The 16,429-nt window shown below is 60.7% G+C and carries 13 protein-coding genes; 1 reads left to right on the plus strand and 12 read right to left on the minus strand.

Annotated features, from left to right (window positions below):
- Window positions 1-5: 5 nt before the first annotated feature.
- The 4 genes from L6D74_RS04920 to L6D74_RS04935 all read right to left on the minus strand — a co-directional run bounded on the left by L6D74_RS04920 (window position 6) and on the right by L6D74_RS04935 (window position 5,610).
- Window positions 6-1,661 carry a PqiB family protein gene (locus L6D74_RS04920; protein WP_074690527.1) on the minus strand — a complete coding sequence of 552 codons (1,656 nt, stop codon included), beginning with the start codon at window positions 1,659-1,661 and terminating at the stop codon, window positions 6-8.
- 113 nt (window positions 1,662-1,774) lie between these two features.
- Window positions 1,775-3,076: an NAD(P)/FAD-dependent oxidoreductase gene (locus L6D74_RS04925; protein ID WP_085646636.1), complete on the minus strand. Its 1,302-nt coding sequence runs from the start codon at window positions 3,074-3,076 to the stop codon at window positions 1,775-1,777.
- Window positions 3,073-4,161: a polyamine ABC transporter substrate-binding protein gene (locus tag L6D74_RS04930; RefSeq protein WP_236187931.1), complete on the minus strand. Its 1,089-nt coding sequence runs from the start codon at window positions 4,159-4,161 to the stop codon at window positions 3,073-3,075. Before L6D74_RS04930 ends, L6D74_RS04925 begins: the two co-directional genes overlap by 4 nt.
- Window positions 4,162-4,251: 90 nt before the next feature.
- Window positions 4,252-5,610 carry a glutamine synthetase family protein gene (locus tag L6D74_RS04935; protein ID WP_236187936.1) on the minus strand — a complete coding sequence of 453 codons (1,359 nt, stop codon included), beginning with the start codon at window positions 5,608-5,610 and terminating at the stop codon, window positions 4,252-4,254.
- A 161-nt stretch (window positions 5,611-5,771) separates the two neighbouring features.
- Between L6D74_RS04935 and L6D74_RS04940 the strand changes: the two genes are divergently transcribed.
- The gene (locus L6D74_RS04940) at window positions 5,772-6,680 is read left to right on the plus strand and encodes a helix-turn-helix domain-containing protein (RefSeq protein WP_236187943.1); all 909 of its coding nucleotides are present in this window, start codon (window positions 5,772-5,774) and stop codon (window positions 6,678-6,680) included.
- Between the two features lie 108 nt (window positions 6,681-6,788).
- On the opposite strand, the gene L6D74_RS04945 is transcribed toward L6D74_RS04940, so the two are convergent.
- Genes L6D74_RS04945 through L6D74_RS04980 form a run of 8 tightly spaced genes read right to left on the minus strand, consistent with a single transcriptional unit; the run spans window position 6,789 to window position 16,428 of the window.
- Window positions 6,789-7,937 (minus strand): acyltransferase family protein, encoded by a 1,149-nt coding sequence (locus L6D74_RS04945; protein WP_236187945.1) that lies wholly within the window; start codon window positions 7,935-7,937, stop codon window positions 6,789-6,791.
- A gap of 27 nt (window positions 7,938-7,964) precedes the next feature.
- A complete protein-coding gene (locus L6D74_RS04950; protein ID WP_236187948.1) occupies window positions 7,965-9,443 on the minus strand; it encodes a family 16 glycosylhydrolase in 1,479 nt (492 codons plus the stop codon).
- Window positions 9,443-10,498 (minus strand): UDP-glucose 4-epimerase GalE, encoded by a 1,056-nt coding sequence (gene galE, locus L6D74_RS04955; protein WP_236187950.1) that lies wholly within the window; start codon window positions 10,496-10,498, stop codon window positions 9,443-9,445. Before galE ends, L6D74_RS04950 begins: the two co-directional genes overlap by 1 nt.
- A gap of 29 nt (window positions 10,499-10,527) precedes the next feature.
- A complete protein-coding gene (locus L6D74_RS04960; protein WP_236187953.1) occupies window positions 10,528-11,946 on the minus strand; it encodes an oligosaccharide flippase family protein in 1,419 nt (472 codons plus the stop codon).
- Between the two features lie 13 nt (window positions 11,947-11,959).
- Window positions 11,960-12,913 carry a glycosyltransferase family 2 protein gene (locus L6D74_RS04965; protein WP_085646629.1) on the minus strand — a complete coding sequence of 318 codons (954 nt, stop codon included), beginning with the start codon at window positions 12,911-12,913 and terminating at the stop codon, window positions 11,960-11,962.
- Window positions 12,914-12,929: 16 nt separating this feature from the next.
- Entirely contained in the window at window positions 12,930-14,243 is a 1,314-nt protein-coding gene (locus L6D74_RS04970; protein ID WP_236187956.1) for an O-antigen ligase family protein, read from the minus strand.
- Window positions 14,240-15,352, minus strand: a complete 1,113-nt coding sequence (locus L6D74_RS04975) for a glycosyltransferase (RefSeq protein ID WP_236187959.1) — start codon at window positions 15,350-15,352, stop codon at window positions 14,240-14,242. Before L6D74_RS04975 ends, L6D74_RS04970 begins: the two co-directional genes overlap by 4 nt.
- The gene (locus L6D74_RS04980; RefSeq protein WP_236187960.1) at window positions 15,349-16,428 is read right to left on the minus strand and encodes a glycosyltransferase; all 1,080 of its coding nucleotides are present in this window, start codon (window positions 16,426-16,428) and stop codon (window positions 15,349-15,351) included. Before L6D74_RS04980 ends, L6D74_RS04975 begins: the two co-directional genes overlap by 4 nt.
- Between the last annotated feature and the right edge of the window lies 1 nt (window position 16,429).

Here is a 16,429-nt window from a genome sequence, read left to right on the forward strand (position 1 = left end):
TGTGCTCAGTTGCGCGGCGGCCCTTTGAGGTCCAGCGGCGGGGCGTTGTCGGGACGGCCGCGAATCAACGATTCCGGATGACGGCCCAGGTAATCGGACAGTTCACGCAACGAACGCGACATGCGCCCAAGCTCGTCGAGGGTCTCGGTCAGTTGTTCGCGTTGCGGCGAATCTTCGGCCAGGGTCGAGCTGGCCGACTGCAGGGTCTTGCTCAGGTCGGCGAGGGTGTTCTGCACGCCGGGCAGGGTCCTGGCATTGAACTGGGTCAAGCCTTTGCGCAATTCCACGAGGTTGCTGTCGAGGTTGCCGGCAATCCGTTCCACCGGCAGCTTGTTGAGCTTGTCGATCATCGCTTCGAGTTTTTCCTGCAACTGTTCGAGGCTGCCGGGGACGGTCGGAACGCTGATCGGGCGGGCGGTCGGGTCGAACGCGACTTTTTCGGCTTTGGGGAAGAAATCCAGCGCGATGTACAACTGGCCGGTCAGCAGATTGCCGCTGCGGGCCTGGGCGCGCAGACCGTTGTCGATAAAGGTGCCGATCAGGCGCACGGCGGCGGCTTCGTCGTCCGGATTGTGCTCGAGTACCTTGAGCATCTTGACGTGAGCCTGGCCGAGGCGTTGCGGGTAAATCACGATGCCGACGTTGAGCGGGAAGCTGCGTTTCTTCGCGTCGAAATCCAGGTTGACACTGACCACCCGCCCGATCTCGATGCCGAGAAATTCCACCGGTGCGCCGACTTTCAACCCGCGCAGGGCCTGATCGAAACGTAGGGTCAGGTATTGCGCCTTGCCGTTGGGCGGGGCGAGGGCGGTTTGCTGGTCGTCGAACAGGTCGTAAGTCCTTTCTTCGGCGGCGGCGACATCGTTGGGGCTGTATTCCGGTGCGCGGAAAGCGATGCCGCCGACCAGCAAGGTCGACAACGATTCGGTTTTCACCGCAAAACCGTTGGCGCCGACGTTGACGTCAATCCCGCTGGCGTTCCAGAACCGGGTGTTTTCCGTGACGTAGGCATCGTTCGGCGCATGGATGAACACCTCGATGTTCACCCCTTTGCCATCGGCGTCCAGTGCGTAGGCCACCACCTGGCCGACCGGGATCTTGCGGTAGTAGACCGGCGAGCCGATGTCCAGCGAGCCGAGGTCCGAGGCGTGCAGGTTGAAGCGTTTGCCCGGCTCGCCGTAGGTGATCGGCGGTGGATTTTCCAGGCCTTTGAAGTTTTTCGAGCGCGAGTTGGACTGACCGATGTCGGCGCCGATGTAGTCACCGGAAAGCAGCGTATCGATGCCCGAGACACCGCCCGCACCGATGCGCGGCCGGACGACCCAGAACTGCGAATCTTCGCGGGTAAAGGTTTCGGCCTGCTTGGCCAGTTTGATGGTGGCGTTGACGCTTTTCTGGTCGTCGCTCAATTCGACGTCTGTGACCTGGCCGATGACCACGTTGCGGTATTTGACTTCGGTCTTGTTGGCGGTCAGGCCGCTGCCGGTCTTGAAGGTGACGGTGATGGTGGGGCCTTCCTGCATCAGGTTGTGCACCACCAGCGACAAGCCCACCAGCACCGCGACGATCGGCACGATCCACACCAGCGAAATGCTGAAACGCCGGGTCTTGACCGGCGCCTGGCCGGGCGCTCGCGGTTGATCGGCGGCTGACGACTCCATCCATGACCTCCAGGGTGTGTTGGGCACTGAGCGTCAGGAACGCAAAAGCACTTCATCAATATAGAAGTGCTTCGCGATAGAGCAAATGCGCAGGCCGCTTTAACCGGGAAGCGTCATCCCAGCAGTTCCCTCAGGCGATACCAGAACATGCCCAGTGCCAGCAGTGGCGAACGCAGCGCCGGGCCGCCGGGGAAGGTCATGTGCGGCACGCTGCTGAACACATCCATGCCCTGACTGTGACCGGCATGAATTGCTTCGCCCAGCAGCTTGGCGCACCAGTGGGTGACGTTCAGGCCATGGCCGGAATAGCCCTGGGCGTAGAACACATTCGGGTGCTGTTTCAGTCGGCCGACCTGCGGGAAGCGATTGGCGGTGATGCCGATCTTGCCGCCCCATTGATAGTCAATGCGCACATCCGCCAATTGCGGGAACACTTTGAGCATCTTTGGTCGCATGTAGGCGGCGATGTCCGTCGGATCCCGCCCCGAATAATGGCAGGCGCCACCGAACAGCAAGCGTCGGTCCGCCGAGAGCCGGTAGTAATCGAGGCCGACTTTCTGGTCGCACAGCGCTAGGTTCTGCGGAATCAGCTCGGCGGCGCGTTCCGCCGGCAGCGGTTCAGTGGCGATGATGTAGCTGCCGGCGGGCAGGACCTTGCCGCTGAGTTGCTGTTCGAGTTCGTCCAGATGCGCGTTGCAGCCGAGTACCAGACTGCCGGCGCGCACGCTGCCGCTCTGGGTGCGGACTTGAACGGTCGGGCCGTGGAGAATTTCCAGCACCGGGCTCTGCTCGAAAATCCTCACCCCGAGAGATGCCGCCAGCCGCGCTTCACCCTGCACCAGATCCAGCGGATGTAGATGGCCTGAGCCCATGTCGATCAGGCCGCCCTTGTAGACCCCCGCGTTCACCACTTGCTGACGAATCAGCTCAGGTGCAACCAGCCGCGTTTCATGGCGGTAGCCCAACTGCGCCAGGCTGTCCTGCTCGGCCTTGAAGGCGTCGAACTGCGCTGGCGTGTTGGCCAGTTCGCAGAAGCCCCAGCGCAGGTCGCACTCGATGGCGTTGTCGGTGATGCGCTGGCGCACCAGCTCCACCGAGTCGATCCCGGCTCGGTGCAGGTAGCGCACGCCTTCGCTGCCGACATGCCGGGCGAAGCCTTCTACGTCATGACCGATCCCGCGAATCAACTGCCCGCCATTGCGCCCGCTGGCGCCCCAGCCGATGCGCCGGGCTTCGAGCAGAATCACCGAAAGCCCGCGCTGCGCCAGTTCAATCGCCGTATTGACGCCGGTGAACCCGCCACCGATCACGCAGACATCGGCAATCAAGTCACCCGTCAGTTCCGGATAGGGGGTGCTGGCCCGGGCCGACGCGGCGTAATAGGAGCGGGCGTGTTCCTGGGTGTACTGATTCATTTGTTCGACTTCACTTTGCTCCAGGACCGGGTCATCAGACGCATGATCGACTGGGGCGGGGTAGAGGAGATGTAGAGCTTGTCGAGGACTTCCTGAGACGGATAGACCTCGGGATTGTTGACCAGCTCCGGATCCATGTATTGCTTGGCCGCCGGGTTCGGGTTGGCGTAGCCGACCGAGGCGCTGACCTTGGCGATCACTTGCGGATCGAGCAGGTAATTGATGAACGCGTGAGCTTCCCTGGTGTTGCCGGCGTCGGCGGGAATCGCCAGCAGGTCGAACCACAGGTTCGCGCCTTCCTTGGGAGTCGAGTACGCGATGTTCACGCCGTTCTTGGCTTCCTTGGCGCGGTTGGCGGCCTGGAACACGTCGCCGGAATAACCGAAGGCCACGCAGATGTCGCCGTTGGCCAGGTCGGACACGTACTTCGAGGAATGGAAATAGGTGATGTACGGCCGGATGCTCAGCAGTTTCTCTTCGGCCTTCTTGTAGTCCTCGGGTTTCTCGCTGCGCGGGTCCATGCCCATGTAGTTGAGGATCGCCGGGAACACTTCATCGGCCGAGTCCATCATCGACACACCGCACTGGGTGAGTTTCTTCAGGTTTTCCGGTTCGAACAGCACGGCCCAGGAGTCGATGTGATCGATGCCCAGCACTTGCTTGACCTTGTCGACGTTGTAGCCGATGCCGTTGGTGCCCCACAGGTACGGCACCGAGTGCTCGTTGCCCGGATCGTTCTTCTCAAGCAGGGCCAGCAGTTTCGGGTCGAGGTTTTTCCAGTTCGGCAGTTGCGAGCGATCCAGTTTGAGGAACGCGCCGGCCTTTACCTGACGCGCGAGGAAGTGGTTGGACGGCACCACCACGTCATAGCCGGTGCGGCCGGCGAGCAGTTTGCCTTCGAGGGTTTCATTGGAGTCGAAGACGTCATAAATCACCTTGATCCCGCTGCTGGACTGGAAGTCGGCGAGGGTGGTTTCGCCGATGTAATCGGTCCAGTTGTAGACGCTGACCTGGGGTTGGGCGAAGGCACCGGCACTGCACGCCAGGGCCAGCGCGGCGGGGATCATGGATTTCAACAGACGCATATCGACACCTCTTCGAATTATTGGGTTTTTCAGGTGAGCACGTTCCCTTGTGGGAGCTGGCAAGCCAGGTCCCACAAGGGCGGGTGTTGGTTACACGCTCAGCAACAGGAACTCCCGCTCCCAGGAACTGATCACGCGCTTGAAGTTTTCATGTTCGGCGCGTTTCACCGCGACGTAGCCGCGCACGAACTTGCTGCCCAGGTACTGCGCGACGGTGTCGCACTCTTCCATCTGGGTCAGGGCTTCTTCGATGGTGATCGGCAGGCGCAGGTTGCGGCGCTCGTAGGCCCGACCTTCGACGGCAGCGCTCGGTTCGATGCCTTCGACCATGCCGATGTAACCGCACAGCAGGCTCGCGGCGATGGCCAGGTACGGGTTGGCGTCGGCGCCCGGCAGACGGTTTTCAACCCGCATCGCCTCGGGCCCGGAGGTCGGTACACGCAGGCCGACGGTGCGGTTTTCTTCGCCCCATTCGACGTTGACCGGTGCCGAGGTGTCCGGCAGGAAACGGCGGAACGAGTTCACGTTGGGCGCAAACATCGGCAGCACCTTCGGGATGTACTTCTGCAGACCGCCGATGTGATGGCGGAACAGGTCGCTCATGCTGCCGCCGGCATTGGCGAAAATCGGCTGGCCGCTGGCGATCTCGACCACGCTCTGGTGCAGGTGCATGGCGCTGCCGGGCTCATCGCCGATCGGCTTGGCCATGAAGGTCGCGGTCACGTTGTGCTTGAGCGCGGCTTCACGCAGGGTGCGTTTGAACACAGTGATCTGGTCGGCCAGATCCAGTGCATCGCCGTGGCGGAAGTTGATTTCCATCTGCGCCGGGCCGTCTTCGTGGATCAGCGTGTCCAGGTCCAGGCCTTGCAGTTCGCACCAGTCGTAGACGTCTTCGAACAGCGGATCGAATTCGTTGGCGGCGTCGATGGAGAACGACTGACGACCGCTTTCGGCGCGACCGGAACGGCCCAGCGGTGCTTTCAATGGCAAGTCCGGGTCTTCGCAGCGCTGGGTCAGGTAGAACTCCATTTCCGGCGCCACGATCGGCTTCCAGCCTTTGTCGGTGTACAGCTGCAGGACTTTCTTCAGCACGTTGCGCGGCGAGAGTTCGATCGGGTTGCCGAACTTGTCGAAGGTGTCGTGGATGACGATGGCGGTCGGCTCGATGGCCCACGGAATCACGTACACCGCGTCGCTCACCGGCTTGCAGACCATGTCGATGTCGGCCGGGTCGAGCAGGTCGTAGTAGATGTCGTCGTCGACAAAATCCCCGGTTACCGTTTGCAGCAGCACACTTTCCGGCAGGCGCATGCCTCGCTCATGCAGGAACTTGTTGGTCGGTGCGATCTTGCCGCGGGCGATGCCGGTCAGGTCGCTGACCACGCATTCCACTTCGGTAATCTTGTGATCTTTCAGCCATGTGAACAGCTGATCGAAAGGGGCATTCATAAAGACCTCGTCGTTGGTTTTGTTGACGCGGGGGAACGCGATTTCATCTTTCGCAGGCTTCCCCTGTGGCGCGTTGACGACTATCTTGGGCGGGCCTTGCCGTTCCATCTATCCACTTTCAGCAGCACCAAAGCGCACCAAAAGAGTGCGCAAGGTTCCCCATGACGACGTGCAATCCGCTTCAGGTTCAAGCGTTCAACACAGCCGATGTCACCGAACAAATCCGCGCCACGCCGGGTTGGGTGCAGCATTACCAGCAGATGTCGCCAGGGCATTTCGCCGGGCAGATCCGCTATCTGGATTTGCAGGGTGTGGAGGTTTACGAAGAACAGATGAACACCCGGGTCGAGCAGAATTTCAGCGCGCCGCAAGGGGCGCTGGCGTTCTGTTTCGATCGCAGCGACAACGCGCTCTATCTGCTCAATGAAGAGAGCCGCAACATCTGGATCACCCCGGAGAACTACCAGGAAATCGCCGTGGTGTTCGGCCCGGAATTCGTCCAGCGCAACGGACTGGACGTGGCCAGGCTGGAAGGTCTGTTCATGGCGCCGCTCAATGGCGCGCAGAATGGATTGTTCAGCCGCTGGTTAAGCTCGACTCTCACGAAGTTGTCGCAAGCCCTTGATCTGCCGAGTAAAGAGGCACTGACTCAGCAGCTATTGGAGGATTGCCTGTTCATCCTCGACAACGCGAGCGTGTGTCTGGATGGCGGCGGTTTGCAGCGTCGCGCCGAGGAGCGAATCACCCTCAAACGCGTGGGCGAGTGGGCGGCGGATTCGCCGGAAGAAACCCTCAATCTGCTGGAATTATCGCGGGTCGCCGGGGTTTCCCTGCGCCAGTTGCAGCAGACCTTCAAGGCCTATACGGGGATGTCGCCAAGCCAATGGCTGCGTTTGCGCAGGCTCAACAGTGCGCGGCGCGAATTGCTCAAGCGTTCGCCCGCGGAGACCACCGTGGCGGAAGTGGCGATGAATTGGTCGTTCTGGCATTTAGGCCGTTTTTCAAGCAGTTATCGAGCATTGTTCAAGGAGTTACCGAGCGAGACGTTGAAGCGTTCATCGTCCTTGTGACGGGCGCTCTGCGCCACAAACAAAAAAGGCGGGAGAGGTTTCGGTATTCACCGAAGCCTCTCCCGCCTTTTTCATCTGCCGATATTGCCAAGCCTGTTGCGTTACCGGCTAACCAACTCTGAGACGCTTGAAGGAGGACGAAAGGGATCTTTTCATCAGTCTGGCCATCGGGGTTTCTATTTCCTTATGGATGACATGGGACGCACCTATCATCAAAGCGATGGTGCCCCAGAGCAGCACGTGTGGATTGATAGTCGGATAAGCGATGTTGAAGATCATGAAGCCGATCATTTGATGCAGCAGGTAAAGCGGGTAAGTCAGTGCGCCCAATGCTGTCCAGTCGAACTTCCCCACGGCTGACGTCTTATGCGTCGCGATAAAAAGGAAGGTCATGAAAAACAGGGCAATGACACCGCAGATGATCAAGGAGTCGTATTCGGTCGAATATTTCAGTTCAATCGACTCGGCCCACTTGATCGCGTTGAAGCTGGCCAATGCCTGCGCGGCTGCCAGCAGGGAAATACGGGATTTGGTAAAACCCTTGTCCCAGATGATGTAGAACGTGGCGCCAGCGATGAAATAGGCCGCGTAGTCGGTGATCAAGACCGAGCGCAGTTTTTCGAAAGCAAAGACTTCCGCTGCGGCCGAGATCAGCAGCCAGAGTACGAGGAAGGTTTCTATTTTCTCTATCTTCTTGAAAGCCAGCAGGACGGCGATCATCAGGTAGAACTTTATTTCGACGAACAGAGACCAGTAGACCCCGTCTATGGGGGGCACACCGAGCAGGTCGCCCAGAAAGGTCAGGTTGATCACGTACTGATAAAAATCGGCCGAAAATCGTGGCTGCCCGATGGCCAGCGTGATGAGAAACGTGATCGTGCAACACACCCAGAACGCCGGGCAGAGACGAATGACGCGGGAAATGAAGAACACCTTGAGGTTGTTGCTCGAAGCCGTCATCAGGATCACGAATCCGCTGATCATGAAAAACAGTTCAACGCCCAGATAACCGTATTTGGCAACGTCAGCCAAAAGTGGATAGGGCATGACCGACATCTCACCCCTCGCATAGCCGCGAAACGCATAGTGAAAGATCACCACCGCGAACGCCGCAAGAAAGCGCAGCAAATCCAGTTCTGTCAGCCGTCTGTCGTTCATGTGCATGCGCTCCGGGGTTTTAGCGCGGATTGAAAACTGACGACTGTGCCGAGTGAAAATCGACTCAAGGCGAAAGCTATGACGGTTGGGGCGGCTCATCGTCTGGCCCCAGGCTTGGTGTGAGGGTCAAGGATTGCGTTGCCACATGCGGATGTAATCGACTTCAAAAGTGGAGGGCAGGTCAGCATCGTCGACCACGCCGAACCATTTCCACATGGCCTCGCTGTCGAAGACGATCTGCATGGGGAAAAAGAAATAATGGTTCTTCGATTCTCTGACCAGCACACCATCGACGTACCAGCGCAGGGTATCGGGCTGCCAGTCGAAGCCGTAGACATGAAAGTCGCCGGCCAGCCGCCAGGGACTGGTCCAGGTGCTGCCGTTGGCGATATGTTCGGTGCTGTGCGGCGTGGCCCAGAGGTGGGCGTTCATGTTGTAGGCGCGGTCTGAAAGCGCATTTTTGGTCTTGCCGCCGATTTCAAAGATGTCGATTTCGGTGGCGTTGTCAGTCATGCCCGTCCAGGCCAGCCAGAAGGCGCTGGACGCTGCGGAATTCATGGGTTTGGCCCGCGCTTCGTAGTACCCGTAGAAGCCGCGTTCAAGGGTACGCACCATGGCTGAGGTGTAGTCCTTGAAGCCGAGCTCGACGTACTTTTGTGGCAAGGTTTCCTTGCGAAAGACAATGTTCAGGTTGCCATTGCCGACGCTGGCGTTGCGCTCGGTGAACAACGCCGGCTTGCGGCCCAGCGACTCATTCCCGACGGCATTGTTGACGTGCCAGCGTGTGCGGTCGAGGGTGGTGCCATCGAACTCGTCGGACAGCGTCGTGTTGAGCACCCATTGCCCGGCATTGGCCTGATCGGACAAGGGCAGTTGGGCGTTGATGCGCGTCGGCAATGTCCCCAATGGGCCGACGCGGGTCCAGGTGTCGGCATGCGTGGGGATGGCCACGGACCATTTGTCTGCCAGGTATTGAAAGGCGCGCTGGCGCTCGGCGAGCGAGGCGAATGGACGGTCATATACCAGCACTTCGGCGATGTCGCCGCGAAAGTTTTCCGAGTGACCGACGGCATTGCGCCCGACCCCGTAGGGGCCGATCGGCACGTCGTGCAGTTCCAGCACGGAAACCGTCGGCTCGTACTCCCCGGTTTGCGCCAGGCTGACCGCGAAATTCGGCAGCACGTTGTCGTTGCTGGCGGCCTGCGGGCGTGAACTGAACAACCGTTGCCAGGGATCGACTCCGGCCTGTTCCGGCAACCGCCGGGACACGATCAGTACGGTCACAGATCCTTTAGCCGTGCGCAGGGCCCGGCCGAGTAATCCCGAATTGCCGTCGAAGCGCACCACCGCATGGCCATTGAGGCTGTTTCCTGTCCACTGTGGCGTTGAGGTGGCGTCAGCGACCGTCGCGTCATTGGCCTTGCCGGATTTGTCGCTCCAGCGCTGGAGCCGGTTCTGCGCATCCAGGGTCATCGCGGATGAGTCGGCCGCGTCCAGCCACAACACGAGGCCGGTGGTCGGTACAGGCGCTGGCGCCTGCGCGGCGTTGCTTGCCAGCGCAACCGAAAACAGCACGACCAGCAGACATTCCTTGAGCATCGGCATCACTTCACCGCAACGGGTGCCGGAATCTTGAATGACGATTGATACCCCTGCGGATTGCACGACTGCCAGCGCCAGCTATCGGTGATCATCTGTTCCAGGCCGCGTTGCGCGCTCCAGCCCAGTTCGCGTCCCGCCTTGGCCGGATCGGCCCAGCACTTGGCGATGTCGCCGAGACGTCGAGGGGCGAAGCGGTAGGGAATGCTGATGCCGGTGATGTCCTCGAAACTGTGGATGATCTGCAGCACGCTGTAGCCGACGCCCGTGCCGAGGTTCCAGAAGTGAATGCCATTGTCGTGCTGCAGCACTTGCAGGGCCTTGAGGTGACCGATGGCCAGGTCGACCACATGGATGTAGTCGCGCACGCAGGTCCCGTCCACGGTGGGATAGTCGCTGCCGTACACCGTGAGTTCGGGTATCCGGCCTATGGCGACCTGGGTCAGGCACGGCAACAGGTTGTTGGGGCGGCCGCTCGGGTCTTCGCCGATCATTCCGCTTTCGTGGGCGCCGATCGGGTTGAAGTAACGCAACAATCCAATGCTCCAGCGCGGATCGGAGTTGCACAGATCCGTCAGTAACTCTTCGATCATCAGCTTGGTGCGGCCATAGGGATTGACCGGTTTGCCGGTGCCGAAATCTTCGGCAATCGGCGTGCACGTCGGCTCCCCGTACACCGTGGCTGACGAGCTGAACACCAGCCGGAATACGTTATTGCGGGCCATCGCCTGACACAGGCCAAGCGTGCCGGCAACGTTGTTGACGTAGTAGTCCAGCGGCTTGCGCACGCTTTCTTCGACGGATTTGAGACTGGCAAAGTGCACGACGGCGTCGATGTCGTACCGGCTGAAGATATCGTCGAGCAGGGCCGGGTCGCGAATATCGCCCTTGATGAAGTCGACGCGGGTCAGGGTCAGTTGCTCAAGGCGCCGGATGCACTCTCGACAGCTGTTGCACAGGTTGTCGAGCACCAGCACCTTGTGGCCGGCGTTAATGAGGGCCAGAGCCGTATGCGAGCCGATGTAGCCGGCTCCGCCAGTAATCAAGGTGGTTTTGCGCATGGTGAGGCCTTCCTGTCTCAGGGCTGAACTCAGCGGGAGGTGAAAACCGATTTGAATTCCTGTGGCCAGTGCGGGTGCAGGGCGCTGTAACCCACGGCATAACTCAGTGCGCCGAGCACGACGCTGCCGATCAAATGCAGGTAACCCTGAAGACCCAGCTGCGGTAGCACCAGCAGCACGGTTGCAGCCATGACCAGGGAGGCGATCACGCTGCGGTAACTGGCTTCGAAAAAGCCGCGCCAGCTGTAACCGATCGCCGTGTTCAGGCCGCGGATTTGCAACGGCGTGATGACCAGCATGCGCGCCAGCAGAGCGACGGCTGCAGCCATGCCGCCGTACAGGTTGCCGAGGGCGTAGACCAGCGCCAGGGCCAGCGCGGTGGTCAGCACTTCAGCCTTGATCGTGAGGTGGCTGCGGTTGACCGCCACCAGTGCGGTGGTGGCGTACATGGCGCTGTTGCCGATGGCGGCGGTGCAGGCCAGCACTTGCAGCAGCGGGATGGCCTCTGCCCATTTGGCGCCGAAGATCAACAGGATCAGGTCGCTTGCCGTAAGTGCGAGTCCGATGAACAGGGGCGTCAACAGAAAGCCGCTGACGGCGGTTGAGTCGCCAACGATCCCGATCAATCGCTTGGGTTCTGCGCTGCGCCGGGAGAACGCCGGCAGCGCGTAGCTCAGCAAGCCGTTGTAGATCGCGGTGCGTGGCAGTTCGATGATGCGCATCGCCATGTTGAACATGCCGACAGCGTTCGCCCCGGCGGTGATGCCCAGCACCACGTTGACCCCGCGCTGCAAGGTTTGCGAGCTCAGCGCGTTGATGGCCACCGGTGCGCCTGACCTCAACAATTCACGCAGGATCGGACCGTCGATGTAAAAAGGGATGCGTCGCGGGTCGGCGCGCATCAACACAATGATCGACACCAGTTCCATGATCAGCGCCTGGGCAATGACCGCCCACGCACCCAGTCCCCAAAGCGCAACGGCAATGCCACCGACTCCACCCGCCACTTTGCCCAGCAACGTGCGCGACGCCAGCATCTTGAAGTTACCGCTGCGGCGCATCTGCGCCACATAGACCCGCGCCATCATGGTGAACAGGATCTTTATCGAGGCTATCGCCGTCATCCATTGCAGCACCGGGTCGGGGGTGTACAGCATGACCGCGCCCGAAATGACGCCAATGCTCGCCAGACTGACCAGCACCGCCGCCCAGTAGGCGGTGCTGATGTGCTTGTCTTCCAGTCGCTCAAGCCGGACCAGCGGGTCTTCGAGCACCGACGAGTACACCAGACCGATCAACTCGACGATGGCGATGATTACCGTGCCCACACCCAGCTCGGCAGGCGACAGCAGCCTGGCGTAGGCGACAAAGGTAATCATCGACAACAGGATCAGGCCGAATTTCTCGGTGAAGATCCAGGTCAATGTCGTCAGACGGTGGTTGGCCATGGCGGATACCGGATCAATGAGCCGTGGTTGAAGCCGTTGCCTTGCGCAAGGTTCTGGCGCGGGCATACAGGTAGCGCAAGGTCGGTTTGCCGCTGGCGAAGATCAGGGCCTGCCAGGAGCAATCCAGCATTCGCCGGTATACGCCAAGGACCTGGTCATGCTCGCCACGTCGGGAAAACGCCTCGAGAAAATCGGTGTGGTTGCCCAGCACGAAATCGATCCGCTGCTGCCGAGTCAGCTGCGCGCCGTAACGGGCGAGGTACACCTCGATGAAGCGGATTTTGTTCTGGTAGTACTTTTTCGGATTCGCGGTCATGTTGCCGCCATTGACCGTGCGCTCCAGCAGCACCTCCGGCACCGTGTGGATCTCCCAGTGTTCGGCGATCCGCGTCCACATGAAGCGGTCTTCGGAATAACGCAGGCTGGCGTCGAAGCCGCCGAGTTGCATGATCACGTCACGTTTGACCAGCGCGGTGGAAACGCCATTGACGACGTTGGCGTGGATGAAATCGTAGAAGTGCCGGCCGTTCTTCAACCGGTCGTCCAGTTGGCGCCTGCCATCGCTGTAGTTGACTTGCGCGTAGCAGTCGATCAGCCCCACAGGCCGGCCCTGTTGCGTGAGCTCGCCATACAGTGCCAGCTGTAACTCCAGCTTTCGCGGATGCCATTGGTCATCGGCATCGAGCATCGCCACAAACGTCTCTTTAGAGTGGCGCATCCCATGGTTACGGGCACTGGCCTGGCCTTCGTTGGCTTGCTGCAACAGGGTCAGGCGAAACGGCGCGGTGAAGTCTCTGACCCGTTGTGGTCCGTCATCGGTGGACCCGTCGTCGATGACGATGACGTGATCGGGCAGTCGGGTTTGCCGGGCCAGGGAGGTCAGCGTCTGCTCGATGCTGTCGGCGCCGTTGTACATCGGAATGATGACGCACACTGAATCTGCTGAACGGGGAGCTTGGTTGGGCACGGTGATTCTCCTTGGGTTACGCGCGGGCGGAATCGCGCGGTAGTGCGCGGCCCGACGAACGCTGACGCAGCGCTGCCGGTGAGGATTCGGGGTAGGTCGCGTGGTGGTGCCGGAAGGTCAGGGCCAGGGTGCAGAACACCAGAAACTCGGCGGAGCGGTAGTTGGGGATCACGTACGCCACATAATTGGTGACGGCGAACAGACCGATGATGACCAGCGCACTGGCACGAAACCGGGCTGCCTGATTCGCCGTCACGGCGCGGTATTGCTTGAACAGTGCTTCACCGAACATCAACGCCAGCGCCGTCAGCTGAATGAGGCCACCATTGAGCAGGGTCTCCATGTAGCCGCTGTGGGCGTTGCCGATGTAACCCCAGCGGGTAATGAACGCATCGGCATCGGGACTTGCCCAGAAGGCGCCGAAGCCGTAGCCCTTGAGTAACTGGCTGTCGATGAAAGGCGCGAGCAGTTCCCAGATCAGGGTCCGATCGGTCAGTGACGGGTCGCGCCCGGCCATTTCCAGCAGCATCGCAAAGTTGCTGTACAGAAACAGACAGACCAGCAGGTAGAGCAGGGTGCATCCGAGGAACATCAGCTGCGAGCGATTGATGCCCAGGCGGATCATCGTGAGGAAGTACCAGTAGCTGATCGTGCCGGAAATGATCAGCGCTACACCGGTGGCTGACTGGGCAAGCAGGATCGCGACCAGCGAAAAAAATGAGCACAAGAGCGCCCAGCGATTGCGCTGCCGGATCATCGGCAGCAACAGCATGATGGCGATCGCATTGAGTCGGGCGCCGGCATTCTTTTCGGCGAAAACACCTTTGAATGCGCCGTCGCGAATGCCCCCGGAGAGAAACGCCACTTCAGGCATGACCACGGCGAGCAACAACCCGATCAACGCCGCGATGCCGATAGCGCAGCCGAGCATGAAGGCGATTCTTTCAAGGGAGTAGTTATAGGCAATGAAGCCTGCAAAAAACACCACGCCGAGCAGGGCGATAAACCGTTTGAGACTGAGCATCGGGTCGTGGGACCAGCCGATCGACGCGATGACACAGAGCAGGAACACCAGCAGAAAGAAGTTGCTGCGATAAAAGGTCTTGCTGAGGAATACCTTGTTGCGGATGAAAAAGAACAACGGCACCAGCAGCGTGATGAGGCCGCAGACCTGATTGGCGACATTGCCTTCGAGGTCTTTGTTGATATCGCCGAAGCTCGCGGCACTGCCCAGACCGAGGACAAAGGTAATCACCTGGATGTAGAACAGGATGCCGAACAGCGTGAAGGCGTCGCGCAGTGTCGAATAGCGGATCGTCAGTGGGCTCATGATGACGGGTCTCCAACCAGTGCTTTGAGGTAGGTCTGCACTGCACTGGCACTCATGAATCGTGCGGCCGCATCAAGGCGTGATTGAAGCTGCAGATCGCGCGGTATGGACAGTTGCTCGACGATGGCCTGTGCCAGGGCGATCGGATCTTCCACTGCGACCAGCGGGGCAACCACGCCGCCGCCGAGAATCTCCTGAGGACCATGGGGGCAGCGGGTCGCCACCACCGGCGTGCCGGTGGATAACGCCTCGACCAGCGCGTTGGGGCTGCCCTCGAAACGCGACGACAGCACGAAGCAATCGGCTGCGGCTACTTCTGCCAGGGGATCATCGGCATAGCCCGGCAGATCGAAGCGCTCCGCCACCCCCAGCTGTTTCGCCTGTTCAAGCAGTTCGGCCCGGAGTGCGCCTTCGCCAAAAATGATCAGACGGGCATCGCGATCCGGCAGTGCGGCGAACGCTGTGATCAGCGTGTCGAAACCTTTTTGTGGCGCCAGACGCCCCACGGCGACGATCACCGTGCCGGACTTTTCCAGCAGCCAGCGGTGGCGGGGCGGTCCCGGTGTCTTCTCGCGAAAATCGTTGTCGAGCACCGGATTGTCGGCGATGGTCACGTCTTGGCGCCGGGCGAGGGTGGTATCGACCAGGTCCTGGGCGACACCGCGTGAAACGCAGATCACCGGGTTGGGAATCAGCCTGTACAGCAGGGGCGCCACCCGATAAGCGATGCGCACCATCAAATCGGGATTCACGTGCCGGTCATGGGAAAAGGCATTGCGCTCGCTGACGTGCAGCCGGGCCAGCGTGCCGGACAGTGCCGCCGCGATGATCGCCACCACGTTGACGTGGGTGAGGGCTGCCAGCTGGGCGTCAAAGTGATTGTCACGCAGGAATCGCGTCAGTGCCGGCACCGCACGGACGCTGCGCGGGCTGTGCAATTCGACTTTTTTCACACGCGGATCGAGATGCGCTGCGTGAAGGCCACCGCCGGTGAGCATCAGCAATGTCACGTCATTGCCCGCATCCACCAGCGCTTTGGCCAGGCGCGCCATCATTTTTTCAGCACCGCCGGCGCTGAGGTCATGGAGGATGATCAGTAACTTTTTCATTGATTCCAGACCTGGTAGTACGCCTGCGCCGCGTACTGACTGGTGTACGGGCGCAGGGTGGCAGTGAGCGTCTCTTCGCCGGGGGCGATGGCATGACCTGAGGTCAGGTTGCGCAGCATGCCGTCGGCCAGTGCCTGTACATCGTTGACGATCACCAGTTGACCGAGTCGGCCGTGGTCCAGCAGTTCTCTGGGCCCGGTCTCGCAATCGCAGGCCAGCACCGGCGTGCCCAGCGCCAACGCCTCGATCAGCACGGTCGGCATGCCTTCTTGCAGCGAACTCAGAATGAACAGTCGGGCGTGCCTGAGCACGGGATAGGGATTGCTCATAAAACCGCTGAAGTGCACCCGTTGCGCGATACCCAATTGCCTGGCCTGGGTGACCAAGGCTTCGCGCAACGGGCCATCACCGACGATCACCAGATCCGGCAGCGCTGCGCTGCGCAGCGCCAAGGCGTAGGCATCGAGCAGCAGATGAAACCCTTTGGGTTCGACCAGACGCCCCAGGCTCAGCCAGTAGTTGCGGGGCAATCCGGCCGGCCTGGGCGCTTGGGCGGCTTGAAACAGTTGATCGGTGACGACGGCGTTGGGGCAATAGCGGATGCGCTGCCGGCCCCATGGCACGGTGTCGGCGAGGGTCTGACGCAGAGCCGAGGAGACCGTCACTACTTTGCCGCTGCCACACAGGTACAAGGCGTAGAGAAAGCGCAGGCTTGAGGGGCCGGTTTTCTGTTCGCTGCAATCGAGGGTCGCATGGCGGCTGTAGATGACTTTGCAGGCACTGCCCAGGGTGGCGAACCACGTGCAGAGGTTGGCCTGCTCCTTGGCGGAAATGAGATGGGTGACACCTTCGTGCCGTATGAGCCGGCGCAGCAAAACGATGGACTTGAACAGGCCGACGAGGCCGTTGCCGCCACCGCTGTAGGATTGAATGTCCCGGGCGTCGGGCATGTCTGCGTTCATGACGAAAAAGCTCACCCGCCGGCCATCCTTGAGAAACTGCTCGGACAGCCGCTGCTGAACGCGCTCGACGCCACCGCCGGGCTTGAAATCCTTGAGGGTAAACAGGATGTGCATG

Origin of the sequence: Pseudomonas pharyngis, assembly GCF_021602345.1 — a bacterium.
GTDB lineage: Bacteria > Pseudomonadota > Gammaproteobacteria > Pseudomonadales > Pseudomonadaceae > Aquipseudomonas > Aquipseudomonas pharyngis.

Bases quoted from the DNA above. Each gene is read 5' to 3' on its own strand.
- L6D74_RS04920 (WP_074690527.1), bottom strand. From the start codon at position 1,661: ATGGAGTCGTCAGCCGCCGATCAACCGCGAGCGCCCGGCCAGGCGCCG.
- L6D74_RS04925 (WP_085646636.1), bottom strand. From the start codon at position 3,076: ATGAATCAGTACACCCAGGAACACGCCCGCTCCTATTACGCCGCGTCG.
- L6D74_RS04930 (WP_236187931.1), bottom strand. From the start codon at position 4,161: ATGCGTCTGTTGAAATCCATGATCCCCGCCGCGCTGGCCCTGGCGTGC.
- L6D74_RS04935 (WP_236187936.1), bottom strand. From the start codon at position 5,610: ATGAATGCCCCTTTCGATCAGCTGTTCACATGGCTGAAAGATCACAAG.
- L6D74_RS04940 (WP_236187943.1), top strand. From the start codon at position 5,772: ATGACGACGTGCAATCCGCTTCAGGTTCAAGCGTTCAACACAGCCGAT.
- L6D74_RS04945 (WP_236187945.1), bottom strand. From the start codon at position 7,937: ATGAGCCGCCCCAACCGTCATAGCTTTCGCCTTGAGTCGATTTTCACT.
- L6D74_RS04950 (WP_236187948.1), bottom strand. From the start codon at position 9,443: ATGCCGATGCTCAAGGAATGTCTGCTGGTCGTGCTGTTTTCGGTTGCG.
- galE (WP_236187950.1), bottom strand. From the start codon at position 10,498: ATGCGCAAAACCACCTTGATTACTGGCGGAGCCGGCTACATCGGCTCG.
- L6D74_RS04960 (WP_236187953.1), bottom strand. From the start codon at position 11,946: ATGGCCAACCACCGTCTGACGACATTGACCTGGATCTTCACCGAGAAA.
- L6D74_RS04970 (WP_236187956.1), bottom strand. From the start codon at position 14,243: ATGAGCCCACTGACGATCCGCTATTCGACACTGCGCGACGCCTTCACG.
- L6D74_RS04975 (WP_236187959.1), bottom strand. From the start codon at position 15,352: ATGAAAAAGTTACTGATCATCCTCCATGACCTCAGCGCCGGCGGTGCT.
- L6D74_RS04980 (WP_236187960.1), bottom strand. From the start codon at position 16,428: ATGCACATCCTGTTTACCCTCAAGGATTTCAAGCCCGGCGGTGGCGTC.